We start from the raw sequence: 14,840 nt of genomic DNA, 5'->3' as shown, positions 1-14,840 counted from the left end.
CCCTCACCTGTCACAGCACCCTTGCCGCTTCGCGCCATGGTCACAGGCATGCTCAACGGCGGCATTCCGGCGGTCTGGAAACCGGCCCCGGTCACCGGGCGCGGCTTCGCGAAGGCAGGCTCGACAGAACGAGCGGGAACCTTGTACAACCGGGGTCCCGCCATTTCCTGGAGAGCGATGCTCATGCAGACAGTCATCCCGGCCCCGTCTCCCGCCATCCTGCCGGTTTACCGGAACCCGGCTGGCTTTCCGGTCCGCCGGGTCTATTGTGTCGGCCGCAACTACGCCGCCCATGCGGTGGAGATGGGCCACGATCCGGACAGGGACCCGCCCTTCTTCTTCCAGAAGAACCCGGACAATCTCGATCCCTCCGGCGAGTTTCCCTACCCGCCGCTCACCAGGGACGTGCATCACGAGGTGGAACTCGCTGTCATGCTCAAATCCGGCGGCGCCGATATCGCGTCGGAGGCCGCCCTGGGCCACGTCTACGGCTTTGCCGCCGCCCTCGACATGACACGCCGCGACCTTCAGGCGGAAGCAAAGAAGGCCGGACGCCCCTGGGAAGCGGGCAAGGCCTTCGAGCACTCAGCACCGATCGGCCCGATCGTGCCTGCCGGCGATTGCGGTTTTCTGAACGCGGGACGCATTGCCCTTTCCGTAAACGGCGATCTGCGCCAGGAGGGCGACCTTAATCAGATGATCTGGAAGGTTCCGGAGATCATCGCCAAGCTGTCGGAACTGTTCCACCTTGCCGCCGGCGACGTCATCCTGACCGGCACTCCGGCCGGTGTCGGCCCCGTTGAGCGGGGGGATGTTCTGGAAGCCTCGATCTCGGGTCTGCCCGGCCTGACCGTGACTGTGGTCTGACACCATATACTCTGCCCGAAATCAAATGCAGGCCTTGCCCGCACAAAGCCGCAGCCCGCGAGTTTAACTGAAACCGGAATACACTATGTCGTGGTAAGGCCTGATCCTGGCGACTTGCCTTTCTTCCAACGGAGTTCAGCAATCCGTGACTTTTGAACAGACTGCCCTCTTCCTCCTGTTCGGCGCCGTCTTCGCCCTGCTGGTCTGGGGCCGGATCCGCTTCGATCTGGTCGCGTTTGCCGCCCTGATCGTCGGAGCGATACTCGGGCTCGTCCCGTCGGATCAGGTTTTCTCGGGTTTTGGAAACTCCGCCGTCATCATCATCGCGCTGGTGCTGGTGGTCTCCAGAGGTCTGATGAATTCAGGCGTCGTGGAAATGATTGCCACGCGCCTCCTGTCGTCCTCGCGCGGCCTTTTCGGACATATCGGCCTGATGGCGGTCGTCGGCGCTGGACTATCGGGGATCATCAACAACGTCGCGGCCCTCGCCCTGCTCATGCCGCTGGACGTGGAGGCGGCGAAAAAGGCTGACCGGACACCCGGCCTGTCCCTGATGCCCCTCTCCTTCGCGACGATCCTTGGCGGAATGGTGACGCTGATCGGCACACCCCCGAACATCGTGATCTCCGCCTACCGCTCATCAGCCCTCGGCGAACCCTATTCCATGTTCGATTTTGCCCCGGTCGGCCTCGTCGTCGCCATCAGCGGCATCGCCTTCGTCACGCTGGCGGGCTGGCATCTCCTGCCCAAGCGCCTGCGGCAGATCGAGAAACCGGAAGGGATTGCGGAAAGTCTCTATCTCGCCGAACTGAAGGTCAGCCACGTCTCGGAGGACAAGCCCCTGACGGTCGGCGATCTTTATCCCACTGCGGAGGAAAAGGACGTCGCCATCATCGGCCTCATCCGCAACGGGCGCCGGGTCAGGGGCTTCGCCCGCGGCGAGCCGATCAGGAGTGGTGACTTTCTGATGGTCGAAGGCGACCCGAAGGCCATCGAGAGCTTCATGGGAACCGCCAAGCTGGATTTCACCGGCTCCGAACGCCACAAGGAAGAACTGAGCGGCCACACGCTCAGCCTGATGGAAGCGATCGTTCCCGACAATGCCCGGATCGTGGGGCAGTCCGCGCTGAACACGAGGCTCACCTTTAGCCAGGGCGTCACCCTGCTCGGCATATCCCGTCAGGGCCGCCGGATTCAGAAAAGGGTCCGGCACGAGGTGATACGCCCCGGTGACGTTCTTCTGCTGATCGGAACATCGGATCGGCTGGAGACCGCCTGCGCCTGGCTGGGCGTCCTGCCGCTGGAAGGGCGCAGGACGGAGATGATGCAGCGCAACAAGGCCTGGCTGGCGATCGGAGGCTTCATGATCGCCATCGCGGCGGCCGTGGCAGGATTGACCTACCTGCCCGTCGCTCTTGCCGCCTGCGTCGTCCTTTACGCGGCAGCAGGCCTGGTCGGCGGCGCCGAAGTCTACAACTCCATCGAATGGAAGGTCATCGTTCTGCTGGGCTCGCTCATTCCGCTCGGCATGGCCTTCGAGCAGGCCGGCAATGCGCAGCTGATTGCCGATGGCATCGTCTCCGTGACGGCCGGAGCCCCCGCATGGGTCACGCTCGCCATGCTGATGGTGGCAACGATGACCCTGTCGGACTTCCTGAACAACGTTGCGACCTGCCTGATCGCGGCTCCGATTTCCATCCAGATCGCCGAGTCCCTCGAGGTCAATGCCGATCCGTTCCTGATGGGCGTCGCCGTTGCATCGTCCTGCGCATTCCTGACGCCGATCGGGCACAAGAACAACACCATCATCATGGGGCCGGGCGGTTACCGTTTCGGCGACTACTGGCGCCTCGGGCTGCCGTTGGAACTGATCGTGCTGTCGGTCGGCATCCCCGCCATCCTGGTCGTCTGGCCGCTCTGACGGGATTTGAATTTGTTGCGCACCGTGACAAGGTGATTGTGCCAAACCGACAAAGTCAGGCTCTGGCGCCCGGAGCTGTTTTCAGCATGATGTACGTCGATCATTTCAGAAAGGGACAAGCAGATGAGCACTCCGAAACGCATCCTGTTCACGGGCGGATCCGGCAAGGCCGGCAAACACGTGGTTCCCTACCTGCTCGACCGCGGGCACCGGGTCGTCAACGTCGACCTGACGCCGCTGGACCACCCCGGCGTCGACAATCTCACCGCCGACATCACCCAGTCGGGCGAGATGTTCAACGTCATGACCAGCTACGCCAATTTCGACGAACTGGAACCGGGCAACGGCGTTCCGGCTTTTGACGCCGTGGTGCATTTCGCCGCCATTCCCCGCATTCTCATTCATCCGGACAACAAGACCTTCGCGGTGAACACGGTCGGCACCTATAATGTGATCGAGGCCGCCGTGAAGCTCGGCATCCGCAAGATCATCATCGCCTCGTCTGAAACCACCTATGGCGTCTGCTTTGCCGATGGCGTCGTCGACCCGACGGTCCTGCCGGTGGAGGAGGACTATGACGTCAATCCCATGGACAGCTACGGGCTTTCCAAGGTGGTCAACGAACAGACGGCCCGCGCTTTCCAGCGCCGCTCCGGGTTCGACATCTACGCCCTGAGGATCGGCAACGTCATGGAACCGCACGAATATGACCGCTTCCCCGACTTCTTCAAGAACCCCGCCCAGAGGCGCAGAAACATCTTCTGCTATATCGATGCGCGCGACCTCGGCCAGATCGTCGATCTATGCCTGGAGAAGGACGGGCTGGGCTATCAGGTCTTCAACGCGGGCAATGACACCAATTCCGTCGACATTCCCAACACGGAGATCCTGAAACGCTTCTTCCCGAACGTCCCGGTCAGCCGCGAGCTCGGCGAGCATGAAGCGCTGTTCTCCAACCGCAAGATCCGCGAGGTCCTGGGTTTCAAGGAGGAGCATGACTGGCGCAAATACGTGAAAATCTAGGCTCCGACGCGCACAGTTCAGAAAGCACCGGAAAAAGGGCTTTCGGCGCTGTTTTCAATTTACTTCCGCACCACCCGGAACCAGAGCGTTTCTCGATCAAATCAAAACATTTGACCGCGGCGATTTTGTTCGCTGACTAGGCGGTTTGCCAGCGGTGGTGTGACCCACCACAATGGCAGACCAACAACGCCAGAGGGCAAAATCGCCCGGCCCGTCTACGTCTGGAATCCGGTATGTTCCACCCTCGCGAAGGTGAAGAAATCCGGCCCATCGGCTTCGTTGCAACGCTTGCCCGATGCACCACATCGGACTGCGCGATACGCCTAGCCGAGTGAGCCGGATTTCCTCATCAAATGCTTTGATTTGATTTGATCGAGAAACGCTCTAACTTCTCACCTTCGCAAACATTCGGGCAGAGCGCTGCCGGGGAAGAGGAAATGCAGGTTTTGAAATCAGCCGCCATCGGCTTGGCTCTGTTGGTATCGGCAACGGCCGCGCTTGCGCAAGGCACCGGTTCGCAAGGGTATTTCCAGGTCTATAACAACACTTCGGAAAACACCGTAGTCGGCTTCTATACGAACGACGGCTCCGGCTGGAGTGACAACTGGCTTTCCGGGCCGCTCGCGCCCGGCGAATCCGTCCAGGCCGAGTTTCTCGCATCCACAGGCAACTGTGCCCAGACCCTTCAGGTCGGCTGGCTGGGAGAAAACGACGACGAAGTTCTGGACGACCCGATCGACATCGATATCTGCGAATCCAGCAACGTCTATCTGGATGACAACGAAATCTATTTCGACTGAGCGGCCCCCGGGCCTTTGCGGAAACGCGGCGCGCCCGCGTTTCCACTACGTCGAAAGCAAGTACCGAGTTTCATGTCCGATCTGTTTCACTTTGAGGATTTCGCCCCCGGCCAGTCGTTCGATCTGGGCTCCCTGACGGTGAGCCGGGAGGAAATCATCGGGTTTGCCTCCGAATTCGACCCGCAGCCCTTTCACCTGAGCGAAGAAGCAGGCAGCGCCTCCCTGCTCGGAGGGCTCGCCGCATCCGGCTGGCACACCGGTTCCCTGGTCATGCGCCTGCTTGCGACCGGGCTCCTGAACAAATCCGCCGGCCGCGGCTCTCCCGGCATGACCAGGCTGCAGTGGAAGCATCCGGTGCGTCCCGGAGACACCCTGACGGCCAGGGCGGATGTCCTGACGACCCGGGACCTGCGCTCCAGACCGGACCTCGGCATCGTCACCGTCCGCGTGACCGCCGCCAACCAGACGGGCACTGGGGTCGTCGAGTGGGAGAACCCGATCCTGTTTGCAAAAAGGGAGCCGGCGGCGTGACGGACTTTTTCGAAGATATCGGGATCGGCGATACGCTCGAGCTCGGCGAGCACACCTTCACCAAAGACGAAATCATCCGGTTTGCCGAAAAATACGATCCCCAGCCCTTTCACCTCAGCGAAGAAGAAGCCGCCAAGACCCATTTCCGGCACCTGTGCGCGTCCGGCTGGCACACGGCCTCGATCTTCATGAAACTGTGGGTCACGGCGCACCAGAAGCAGAACGAGGAAGTGTCAAGACAGGGCCGGACACCCGCCCGGCTCGGCCCCTCGCCCGGCTTTGAGGATCTCAAGTGGCTCAAGCCGGTCTATGTCGCAGACACGCTGCGGTACAAGCGCGTCGTGACCGGCAAGACCGAAAGCCGCAGCCGCCCCGACTGGGGCCTGGTGCATTCGGACATGCTGGCACATAACCAGAAGGACGAACTCGTGTTCTCCTTCAAGGGAACCGTCTTTGTCGAGCGGCGGATGAGATAGCAGGGACTGGTTCAAAACGGTTGGACCGGCTCGACCGTTAAGGTGAGCATGGCTCTCCGTGTCACCCCGGCCAATCGCCAGCGCAGAGCCGGGGCCTACTCATTTCCAGAGACGTCGGAATCGCATGCGGAGGGTCCACCTGCAAATTTCTGCCCCTTCGGCAAGCGGATCAGCGAGTAGGCCCCGAATCTCCGCTTCGCTGCGTCCGCGGTGACCGTGTGAGGTTTTGGCCGGCCGCACATCACATTCCGCGGCAACCCCGCGGCACTGGGCCGCCAAACAGAGTTTACGAGTCAGTGAACGTGCAGCCTTCGCCTGAAGTTCGAAAGAATCGAATTTGCTTACAGCGTTCGCGCGAACAGGATCTCGTCGTGAATTTCGATGCCGTAGTCGCCGCGCAGCGGAATGCCCGGTTTCAGCTCCCGTTCCTCGTCGATAACGCCCCGGCCGACCCGCTCCAGTCGGAATCCGCGGCGCTGATAGAAACGGAAAGCATCCAGATTGTCGTTGGAGGTTCGCACGATGAGACGCGGAATGTTGTTTGCGCGCGCATCGCTTACCACGGCATCAAGGAGCTGGCTTCCCACCCCGCCCCAGCGGTTGAGCGAATCCAGCGTCAGGATTTCCCATTCCTTCTCACGCTTGATCAATGTCACCAGTCCGACAAGATCATCCCCGTCAAAGGCAACATAGCCCGGCAGCCGCGATGCATCGACCATCTGGTGGTCGAGCATGATGTCCGGCCCTGTCCAGCGCTCCGTGAGCATCTGATGCACGACATCATGATCGCCGTCTTCCGTTGGGCGAATGATCACTGCCATGAAGGACCTCCCAGAACAACTTTGCCTTCGATTGGTGCCCCAGCACCTTGATCTAACGGCGGAACAGCCGCGTCTCCAGTGGACTGCGCGCCTGCCAGCGCACACGTTCCAGTTCCGGATCGATATGTTCTTCTTCCGGAAAGCCCACGCATAGATAAGCCACGAGCCGCCAGTCTGCGTCAACCTGCAGTATGCGGGCCACCGCCTCGGGATCGAGGATGGAGACCCAGCCGACACCAATGCCCTCCACCCGGGCCGCCAGCCAGAACGTGTGGATCATGCTGACGGTGGAATAGGCAAGTGTCTCCGGCATCGTGGTCCGTCCGAGCCCGTGCCCCTGCACGGGATCGTCGTCGCTGAACACGGCCAGATGGACGGGCGCTTCCTTCAGTCCCGCCAGCTTGAGCTGCCGGTAATGGGCGGCCTTGTCGTCGTCATACCGCTGCGCGGCCGCTTCGTTTTCCGCCTCGAAGGAAGAAATCACCCGCGCCCGCTTCTCCGGACCGTCAACAATGACGATCCGCCACGGCTGACTGTTGCCGACGGACGGCGCAAGATCGGCCAGGCCCAGGAGGCGTTCGAGCATGCCGGCCGGCAGCGGCTCCGTCTTGAACCGGCGCACGTCCCGGCGCCATTTCAGCAGCGTTTCAAAATCCTGCCGGAACTCCTGCGTGAACCCCGGTGTTGCGATCTCATCCCCGCCTCTTTCAGCCATGCCGATCAGTGACCCGGAAAGTCCACCAGAGTGCGGACCGGCACATTCATCGCTTCCAGCCGTTTGCTTCCGCCAAGGTCCGGCAGGTCGACGATGAAACAGGCTGCCTCGATATTGGCGCCCATGGACCGCAGGAGCCTGCAGGCGGCCTCCGCGGTTCCGCCGGTGGCGATCAGGTCATCGACCACAATGACCCTGTCACCCGGCCGGATGGCGTCCTTGTGCATTTCCATTTCATCGAGGCCGTATTCCAGCGAATAGGCGATGCGCACGGTCTCGTGCGGCAGCTTGCCTTTCTTGCGGATCGGCACAAAACCGGCGGAAAGCTGATGGGCGACAGCCCCGCCCAGGATGAAACCGCGCGCCTCGATGCCGGCAATCTGGTCGACCTTCGATCCCGCCCAAGGCTGGACCAGCGCATCGACGGTCCGTCGGAAGGCCCGTGCGTTGCCAAGAAGCGTGGTGATGTCCCTGAACAGAATACCTTCTTTCGGATAGTCCTTGATCGTCCGGATCGCGGTGATCAATTCATCCTTGATCGTCTGTTCGGTCATCGAGCTCTCTTTCTGATACAGTTCCAGCAAAGTGGAGACCGGTTTTCGCGGGAGTGAACCGCCGCAATACAAATATTCGCACCAGACCGGCATCAACAGACGCAGGAATTGCACTGCGTTTCGTCTTTCCGGCCTGTGCCCCGACCGACGCTTATAACAAGTTTGGTCCGGTGGTCGAAGCGATTTTGCGTCAAGCGCGGGCTATCTGTTGAGGACCCGGCCGGCGACCGCATCCAGCCTGGCGACAAGCTCGGGATCGCGCTTTTCGGCGGCCGTCATCATCGCGAATTCCAAGGCGGTGTCGGAGCCTGCCGGGCAGGACTGGTGTTCGCGCGGCAGATCCCGTGCGACACGGGCAACGAGCCGCTGAGCGTTCTCCGCATTGTCATGCAGAACCTTGATGATCGCCTGGATATCCACTTCGCCGTGATCCGGATGCCAGCTGTCATAGTCGGTGATCATCGCAATTGTGGCGTAGCTGATTTCCGCTTCCCGGGCGAGCTTTGCCTCCGGCATGTTGGTCATGCCGATCACGTCGCATCCCCAGGAGCGGTAGAGGCGGCTTTCGGCGAGGGAGGAGAATTGCGGACCTTCCATCACGAGATAGGTTCCGCCCCTCTTGTAGGCCAGGCTTTCGGCCTCCGCCGCCGCGGCCACGGCGTCGACCAGTTTCGGGCTGACCGGCATGGCCATGGAAACATGGGCGACGCAGCCGGTGCCGAAGAAGCTCTTCTCGCGCGAAAAGGTGCGGTCGATGAACTGATCCACCAGTACGAAAGTGCCCGGCGCCAGTTCCTCCTTCAACGAGCCGCAGGCGGAAACCGACAGAAGGTCGGTGACGCCGCAGCGCTTCATCACATCGATATTGGCGCGGTAATTGATGGTGGTCGGCGAATAGACATGGCCGCGGCCATGACGCGGCAGGAACACGATCTTGAGGCCGTCGATGGTGCCGATGCGCACCTGATCGGAAGGCGTGCCCCAGGGGCTCTCAACGGTTATCCATTCGGAATTTTCCAACCCCGGCAAATCGTAGATGCCGGAACCGCCAATGATGCCCAAGACTGCGTCTGCCATACCCGCTTCCGCCTTTTTTCGAATGAATCTGAACCGGTTATTTCAACTGATCGGCGATGGCGTCAAGGCCGGCCCTGGCGCATTTGGCCTCGGTTTCCCCGCTGCCGCCGCCGGCAACGCCAATCCCTCCCAGGAGCTCGCCCGATTGCGAGACAATCGGCAGCCCGCCCCCGATCGGAACCTCCCGCGGGATGCCGGTGGTTCCGGAAACATCGCCGCCGGTCTCGGTCTCGTCGATTTCCGAAGTCGGCATATTGAAGCTCGCCGCCGTCCATGCCTTGCGCCGCGCTGCCTCGGCCGCATGGGCGCCTGCCATGTTGTTGCGCAGGGTCACCTGCTCGACGCCGAACCGGTCGACAACGGAGGCGGCCGCCTGATGGCCGGCCTCGCTGCACACTTCCACCGCCCGAAGTGCCGCCCTAAGCGCTACCTGCAGATCCAGTACGGATACCGTGTGCACCGCAGCCGATTGCGACAGGGCGGACACGGGGAAAAGGATCACCCCGAGGAAGATCACTATGCGGCGCATCGCTTACCTCTCACGAAAAAGCCGCCGGGCACAACCGGCGGCTTTCATATTGCATTGTGTCAACGTTCAATCAATGCTCAACGTTGCGCCAGATCTTCCGCTTGGTGAAGTAGAGCAGGCCAGCGAAGACGATCAGGAAGACCATTACGCGGAACCCGATCTTCTTCCGCTCTTCCAGATGCGGCTCGGCGGCCCACATCATGAACGCCGAAACATCCCTGGCATACTGGTCGACCGTCATCGGCGTCCCGTCGGTATACTCGACCAGTTCGTCGAAGAGCGGCGGGGCCATGGCAAGGAAGTTGCCGGAGATGAACGAGTGGTTGTAGTACTGCCCGGGCGGCACTTCGATGCCTTGCGGGTCTTCCTCATAGCCGGTCAGCAGCGAGTAGATGTAGTCCGGGCCGTTTTCCTGGTACTGGGTGAAGGCGTCGAAGACGAACCACGGGAAACCGCGATGCGCCGCCCGCGCCTTTGCCAGCAGCGAGAAATCCGGCGGATAAGCGCCGCCGTTAGCGGCACGGGCCGCCTGCTCGTTCGGGAACGGAGACGGGAACTTGTCCGCGAGAATCGCCGGGCGCTCGTACATCTCACCGTCATCGTTCGGACCGTCGATGACGGTGTATTCCGAAGCGATCTGCTTTGCCTGGTCTTCGCTGAAGCTCGGGCCGCCTTCTTCGGCAAGGTTGCGGAAGGCGACCAGGCGCAGGCCGTGACAGGAAGAACAGACTTCGCGGTAGATCTTGAAGCCGCGCTGCAGCTGGCCCCGGTCGTACTGGCCGAACGGACCGGCAAACGACCATTCCTGACGATCGATATGCGGACCTTCGCCTGCCGCGAGAGCCGGGGTTGCGATGGCGAACGCCGCCACCGCTGCGAAGGAACGAACCATTTTGATCATGGTGCTCATTGTTTCAACTACTCCTGATCCGGTTCGCGTTACTTCGTGTCCGGTGCCGCAGTGGCAGCAGCCGGTTTTCCAGATCCGCCCTTCAAGACCGCTTCGGAAATCGAGGCCGGTAGCGGTCGCGGTTTTTCCAGGAAACCGAGCAGCGGCAGGATGACCAGGAAGTGGGCGAAGTAGTAGATGGTGAAGATCCGGGCGAGGATGACGTAGGTTCCCTCGGCAGGCATGGCGCCGAGATAGCCGAGCGCGATGCAGTCCAGCGCGAAGATCCAGAAGAACTGCTTGAACAGCGGCCGGTAGGTGCCCGAACGGACCTTTGAGGTGTCCAGCCAGGGCAGCACGAACAGGATCGCAATCGCGCCGAACATGGCCACGACGCCGCCCAGCTTGTCGGGAACCGCACGCAGGATCGCGTAGAACGGCAGGAAGTACCATTCCGGAACGATATGCGCCGGGGTCACCAGCGGGTTGGCTTCGATGTAGTTGTCCGGGTGGCCCATATAGTTCGGCACATAGAAGGCGAACCAGGCGAACAGGATCAGGAACACGACCATCGCGAACAGATCCTTCATCGTATAATACGGATGGAAGGGGATCGTGTCCTGCTTGGTCTTCGGCTGCACACCGGTCGGGTTGTTGTTGCCCGTCGTGTGGAAGGCCCACACATGCAGGAGTACCACGCCGAAGATCATGAACGGCAGTAGGTAGTGCAGCGAGAAGAACCTGTTCAGCGTCGGGTTATCGACCGCGAAGCCGCCCCACAGCCAGGTCTTGATGGCTTCACCGACCAGCGGGATCGCCGAGAACAGGTTGGTGATGACGGTCGCGCCCCAGAAGGACATCTGGCCCCACGGCAGGACGTAGCCCATGAAGGCGGTGCCCATCATGATGAGGAAGATGATCACGCCGAGGATCCAGGAAATCTCGCGCGGGGCCTTGTAGGACCCGTAGTAGAGACCGCGGAAAATGTGAATGTAAACGGCGATGAAGAACATCGAGGCGCCGTTCGAGTGCAGATAGCGCAGCATCCAGCCGAAGTTCACGTCGCGCATGATGTGTTCGACGCTGTCGAAGGCTGCTCCGGTGCTCGGCGTATAGTGCATGACCAGCACGACGCCCGTCAGGATCTGTGCGATCAGCACCATGAACAGGATCCCGCCGAAGGTCCACCAGTAGTTCAGGTTCTTCGGGGTCGGAAAATCAACGAAAGAGCCGCGTACGAGCGAGATGACCGGAAGGCGGCTCTCAAGCCACTTCGCCGGGGCGCTCTGCGGTACATAGACATTATGTCCAGCCATGGCTGTCTCCTAAAAAATCTTGCCGTTAGCCGATCTTGATCGTCGAGTCGCTGACAAACTCGAGCGGCGGAATCAGCAAATTCTCGGGAGCCGGGCCCTTTCGGATACGGCCGGCAGTGTCATAGTGAGAGCCGTGGCACGGGCAGAACCAGCCGCCGAAGTCACCGGCATCGCCGAGCGGCACGCAGCCAAGGTGGGTACAGATACCGACCTGAACGAGCCAGTTCTCCTTGCCTTCAACGCCGCGGTTGACGTCATCGGCCTCGGCATCAGGCGGCAGGTTGGCGTTGCGGGCCAGCGGATCCGGCAGTTGGGAAACCGGAACGGACTTGGCTTCCTCCACTTCCGTTTCGGTCCGGTTGCGGATGAAGACCGGCTTTCCGCGCCATTTGACTGTAATTGACTGCCCCTCTTCCACGGCAGACACATCCACCTCGATGGAAGCCAGAGCCAATGCGGAGGCATCCGGGTTCATCTGGTCGATGAACGGCCATGCCAGCGCGCCCACGCCAACGACGCCCATGGCGCCGGTCGCAATATAGAGGAAATCGCGGCGGTTCGGTTCCGCCTGATCCGTATGTGCCAAGGTCGCGTCCTCTCGAAACCTGTTCAACCTGTACCGAAAGCCCGTATCACGTCCGAGGACCCTTCCTGACCCGAGGAAGAAGAAGGTCGGAACCATGCCGGGCTTTTTCGGGGACCGGGTACTGCGGTAAGGCCGTACCGGTCAAGCGGCTTGTCTTTTTGCACCCTTCGAATGGCTTGTCCAGTTCAACGAGCCCATCAAAACATATATGTCGCAGGCAAATGGACCCTTGTGCCGCTTTTCTGCCCTTTTTCGGGCAAAGGACGCAAGACCGGAATCCGTATCGGATCCCGGTTCCGCTTCCGCCATGCATGAATCAGGCAGCCTGGACAGGTGTCAGGAAGCCCCCGGACTGGTGTTGCCAGAGCTGCGCGTAGAGGCCCTTCCTGTCGAGCAGCTCCTGATGGGAACCCTCTTCGATGATCTGACCCTTGTCCATGACGATCAGGCGATCCATGGCCGCGATTGTCGACAGCCTGTGCGCGATCGCAATCACGGTTTTGCCCTTCATCAGGTCGAACAGGCTCTCCTGGATAGCGTTCTCCACCTCTGAATCAAGCGCGGAAGTCGCCTCGTCCAGAGCCAGTATCGGCGCGTCCTTCAAGAGCACCCGGGCGATGGCGATGCGCTGGCGCTGGCCGCCGGACAGCTTGACTCCCCGCTCGCCCACATGCGCATCCAGTCCCTTGCGGCCCTCCAGATCCTCAAGCTCCTTCACGAAGTCCAGCGCATGGGCCTTCTCCAGGGCGGCAACCACGTCTTCGCGCGTAGCCTGGGGCTTTCCGTAGGCCACGTTGTCGAATATCGACCGGTGCAGCAGGGACGTGTCCTGGGTCACCACGCCGACATTGGCCCGGATGTCGTCCTGCGCCACGCCGGAGATCTCCTGACCGTCGATCAGGATCCTTCCGCTCTCCAGGTCATAGAAACGCAGCAGCAGGTTGACCAGCGTCGACTTGCCGGCGCCGGAGCGACCGATCAGGCCGATCTTCTCGCCGGGTCGGATTTCCAGGCTGAAGTCGTCGATCACGCCCGATTCCTTGCCATAGTGGAACTGGATGTTCTCGAAGCGGATCTCGCCCTTCGGCACGGAAAGCGTTTTTGCATCCGGGACATCTGTCACCTCCCGCTCCCGCGAAATGGTGCTGATGCCGTCCTGGACCGTGCCGATATTCTCAAACAGGCCCGCAAGCTCCCACAGGATCCAGTGCGACATCCCCTGAAGGCGCAAGACGATGGCGATGGCGATGGTCACATCGCCGATCGTCACGGTACCTGCCTGCCACAGAAGGATCGACAAACCGCCGATCGCGACCAGCAGCAGCATGTTGATGAAGACCAGCACGATATTGAGCCCGGTCACCAGCCGCATCTGCCGGAAGACCGTCCAAAGGAACCCGCTCATGGAGTTCCTTGCATAGGCCTCTTCCCGCTCGGCGTGGGAAAACAGCTTCACCGTCGTTATGTTGGTGTAGGCGTCCACCACATGGCCGGTCATCAGCGAGCGGGCATCCGCCTGCCTTTTGGAGACATCCCGCAGCTTCGGAATGAAGAAGCGGATGGTCACGAAATAGGCGCCGAGCCAGACCAGGAACGGCGAACACAGCCACAAATTGGCGTCCGCCACCACGAACACCGCCGCCGTGAAGTAGACCGAGACATAGACCAGGATATCGGCGATGCGCGAGACCACCTCGCGCACGCCCAGTGCCGTCTGCATCAGCTTGGTCGCGATCCGCCCGGCAAAATCGTTCTGGTAGAACGAAACGCTCTGGCGAAGCAGATAGCGGTGAACCCGCCAGCGAATGGACATGGGATAGTTGCCCATGAGCCCCTGATGGAAAAACAGCTGCCAGATGACCTCGATCAACGGCCGCAGGACGAGCAGTATCGCCAGCATGAACACGAGCCTCGGCCAGTTCTCGTTCAGGAACGTGGACGGATCGGAGTTTTCCAGCCAGGTGACGAGGTCGCCGAGGAACGTGAAGATATACACTTCCACAATGGCGGTCACTGCGCCGAAGAACGACACGCAGGCGAGGATCGGCCACACCGGCTTGGTGTAGTACCAGCAGAAGGCCCAGAACCCCTTGGGGGGCACATCGAGCTGCGTGTTCTCGAACGGATCAACGAGTTTCTCGAACCGGTCAAACATGATCACCTCTCAGGCCCGCTCAATCGCAGGACGGCCAGATGAACCAGGGCATCCTGACGGTCGGGCGATGGATAACGCGGGCGAATTGTACGGCCAGATGCGAACAGCAGAAGGCTGGCAATAAAGCTGGTAAAGGCCAGGGCCAGAATGAACGTGCCCCAGAACAGCGCGCGCAGTTCATCCACGAACGCTCCTGCGGACACGTACCGGCCGGCGATTTCCAGAGCTTCAATCCGGCTCAGGTTGACAACGAGAACCGGCAGGAAAAAGACGACGGCAGTCGCGGACGTGATCGCCAGAAAAAGGCCCACGGCCGCCGCAAAGCGCCGGATGCGGCCGGTGAAGCCCGGGTCGGGCTCTTTTGGCAAAGACACCTCGAAATCCGGACGGTCTGCCAGCGCAGCCAGCTCCGGCGAATATTGAACAGACATCGGATCGACTCCGAACAGGAATTATGAATCTGGTGCCGGCAGACATGCGGGGGACGCATGCAGCAGAAAGGCAACGGCTTAAGCCGGTCACCGCAAAGTCATTGAACTGGAAGAGTGACTGTGCCTCTAGCGGAGGCGGACAGTGATCC

Annotated in this window: 16 protein-coding genes; 6 read left to right on the top strand and 10 right to left on the bottom strand. The window is 61.2% G+C overall.

What is annotated here, in order from left to right; translation table 11 throughout:
* Positions 1-183: 183 nt before the first annotated feature.
* The 6 genes from ON753_RS26505 (at position 184) to ON753_RS26480 (ending at position 5,618) form a co-directional block, all read left to right on the top strand.
* Positions 184-867, top strand: coding sequence for a fumarylacetoacetate hydrolase family protein (locus ON753_RS26505; RefSeq protein ID WP_265967023.1), 684 nt, complete (start codon positions 184-186; stop codon positions 865-867).
* 145 nt (positions 868-1,012) lie between these two features.
* Entirely contained in the window at positions 1,013-2,788 is a 1,776-nt protein-coding gene (locus ON753_RS26500; RefSeq protein WP_265967022.1) for an SLC13 family permease, read from the top strand.
* 123 nt (positions 2,789-2,911) lie between these two features.
* Positions 2,912-3,811: an NAD-dependent epimerase/dehydratase family protein gene (locus tag ON753_RS26495; RefSeq protein WP_265967021.1), complete on the top strand. Its 900-nt coding sequence runs from the start codon at positions 2,912-2,914 to the stop codon at positions 3,809-3,811.
* A gap of 437 nt (positions 3,812-4,248) precedes the next feature.
* A complete protein-coding gene (locus ON753_RS26490) occupies positions 4,249-4,611 on the top strand; it encodes a hypothetical protein (RefSeq protein WP_265967020.1) in 363 nt (120 codons plus the stop codon).
* Between the two features lie 72 nt (positions 4,612-4,683).
* Complete coding sequence (locus ON753_RS26485) at positions 4,684-5,142, top strand: MaoC family dehydratase (RefSeq protein WP_265967019.1); 459 nt, start codon at positions 4,684-4,686, stop codon at positions 5,140-5,142.
* Entirely contained in the window at positions 5,139-5,618 is a 480-nt protein-coding gene (locus ON753_RS26480; RefSeq protein ID WP_265967017.1) for a MaoC family dehydratase, read from the top strand. The genes ON753_RS26485 and ON753_RS26480 overlap by 4 nt, the downstream gene beginning before the upstream one ends.
* A 341-nt stretch (positions 5,619-5,959) precedes the next feature.
* On the opposite strand, the gene ON753_RS26475 is transcribed toward ON753_RS26480, so the two are convergent.
* The 10 genes from ON753_RS26475 to ON753_RS26430 form a co-directional block, all read right to left on the bottom strand.
* Positions 5,960-6,439: a GNAT family N-acetyltransferase gene (locus ON753_RS26475; RefSeq protein WP_265967015.1), complete on the bottom strand. Its 480-nt coding sequence runs from the start codon at positions 6,437-6,439 to the stop codon at positions 5,960-5,962.
* A gap of 52 nt (positions 6,440-6,491) precedes the next feature.
* Entirely contained in the window at positions 6,492-7,154 is a 663-nt protein-coding gene (bluB, locus tag ON753_RS26470; RefSeq protein WP_265967014.1) for a 5,6-dimethylbenzimidazole synthase, read from the bottom strand.
* Between the two features lie 5 nt (positions 7,155-7,159).
* Positions 7,160-7,708 carry an adenine phosphoribosyltransferase gene (locus ON753_RS26465; protein ID WP_265967012.1) on the bottom strand — a complete coding sequence of 183 codons (549 nt, stop codon included), beginning with the start codon at positions 7,706-7,708 and terminating at the stop codon, positions 7,160-7,162.
* Positions 7,709-7,909: 201 nt separating this feature from the next.
* The gene (locus tag ON753_RS26460; protein WP_265967010.1) at positions 7,910-8,785 is read right to left on the bottom strand and encodes an S-methyl-5'-thioadenosine phosphorylase; all 876 of its coding nucleotides are present in this window, start codon (positions 8,783-8,785) and stop codon (positions 7,910-7,912) included.
* Positions 8,786-8,822: 37 nt separating this feature from the next.
* A complete protein-coding gene (locus ON753_RS26455) occupies positions 8,823-9,314 on the bottom strand; it encodes a heme-binding protein (RefSeq protein ID WP_265967008.1) in 492 nt (163 codons plus the stop codon).
* Positions 9,315-9,384: 70 nt separating this feature from the next.
* Complete coding sequence (locus tag ON753_RS26450; protein WP_265967007.1) at positions 9,385-10,224, bottom strand: cytochrome c1; 840 nt, start codon at positions 10,222-10,224, stop codon at positions 9,385-9,387.
* A gap of 29 nt (positions 10,225-10,253) precedes the next feature.
* Entirely contained in the window at positions 10,254-11,519 is a 1,266-nt protein-coding gene (locus ON753_RS26445; protein ID WP_265967006.1) for a cytochrome b, read from the bottom strand.
* Between the two features lie 25 nt (positions 11,520-11,544).
* Positions 11,545-12,105, bottom strand: coding sequence for a ubiquinol-cytochrome c reductase iron-sulfur subunit (gene petA / locus ON753_RS26440; protein WP_265967005.1), 561 nt, complete (start codon positions 12,103-12,105; stop codon positions 11,545-11,547).
* A gap of 316 nt (positions 12,106-12,421) precedes the next feature.
* Positions 12,422-14,260, bottom strand: a complete 1,839-nt coding sequence (locus tag ON753_RS26435) for an ABC transporter ATP-binding protein (RefSeq protein WP_265967003.1) — start codon at positions 14,258-14,260, stop codon at positions 12,422-12,424.
* A gap of 2 nt (positions 14,261-14,262) precedes the next feature.
* Complete coding sequence (locus ON753_RS26430; RefSeq protein WP_265967001.1) at positions 14,263-14,691, bottom strand: hypothetical protein; 429 nt, start codon at positions 14,689-14,691, stop codon at positions 14,263-14,265.
* Positions 14,692-14,840: the final 149 nt, after the last annotated feature.

Source organism: Roseibium salinum (assembly GCF_026240905.1).
Taxonomy (GTDB): Bacteria; Pseudomonadota; Alphaproteobacteria; order Rhizobiales; family Stappiaceae; genus Roseibium; species Roseibium salinum.
Note: the sequence above shows the minus strand (reverse complement) of the source record. Positions and strands in the feature narration are given on the sequence as shown.

Excerpts from the sequence above, each read along its gene's own strand:
- ON753_RS26430 (WP_265967001.1), bottom strand. The coding sequence starts at position 14,691 with ATGTCTGTTCAATATTCGCCGGAGCTGGCTGCGCTGGCAGACCGTCCG.
- ON753_RS26475 (WP_265967015.1), bottom strand. The coding sequence starts at position 6,439 with ATGGCAGTGATCATTCGCCCAACGGAAGACGGCGATCATGATGTCGTG.
- ON753_RS26435 (WP_265967003.1), bottom strand. The coding sequence starts at position 14,260 with ATGTTTGACCGGTTCGAGAAACTCGTTGATCCGTTCGAGAACACGCAG.
- ON753_RS26460 (WP_265967010.1), bottom strand. The coding sequence starts at position 8,785 with ATGGCAGACGCAGTCTTGGGCATCATTGGCGGTTCCGGCATCTACGAT.
- ON753_RS26485 (WP_265967019.1), top strand. The coding sequence starts at position 4,684 with ATGTCCGATCTGTTTCACTTTGAGGATTTCGCCCCCGGCCAGTCGTTC.
- ON753_RS26495 (WP_265967021.1), top strand. The coding sequence starts at position 2,912 with ATGAGCACTCCGAAACGCATCCTGTTCACGGGCGGATCCGGCAAGGCC.
- ON753_RS26455 (WP_265967008.1), bottom strand. The coding sequence starts at position 9,314 with ATGCGCCGCATAGTGATCTTCCTCGGGGTGATCCTTTTCCCCGTGTCC.
- ON753_RS26450 (WP_265967007.1), bottom strand. The coding sequence starts at position 10,224 with ATGAGCACCATGATCAAAATGGTTCGTTCCTTCGCAGCGGTGGCGGCG.
- ON753_RS26445 (WP_265967006.1), bottom strand. The coding sequence starts at position 11,519 with ATGGCTGGACATAATGTCTATGTACCGCAGAGCGCCCCGGCGAAGTGG.
- ON753_RS26505 (WP_265967023.1), top strand. The coding sequence starts at position 184 with ATGCAGACAGTCATCCCGGCCCCGTCTCCCGCCATCCTGCCGGTTTAC.
- ON753_RS26465 (WP_265967012.1), bottom strand. The coding sequence starts at position 7,708 with ATGACCGAACAGACGATCAAGGATGAATTGATCACCGCGATCCGGACG.
- ON753_RS26490 (WP_265967020.1), top strand. The coding sequence starts at position 4,249 with ATGCAGGTTTTGAAATCAGCCGCCATCGGCTTGGCTCTGTTGGTATCG.
- bluB (WP_265967014.1), bottom strand. The coding sequence starts at position 7,154 with ATGGCTGAAAGAGGCGGGGATGAGATCGCAACACCGGGGTTCACGCAG.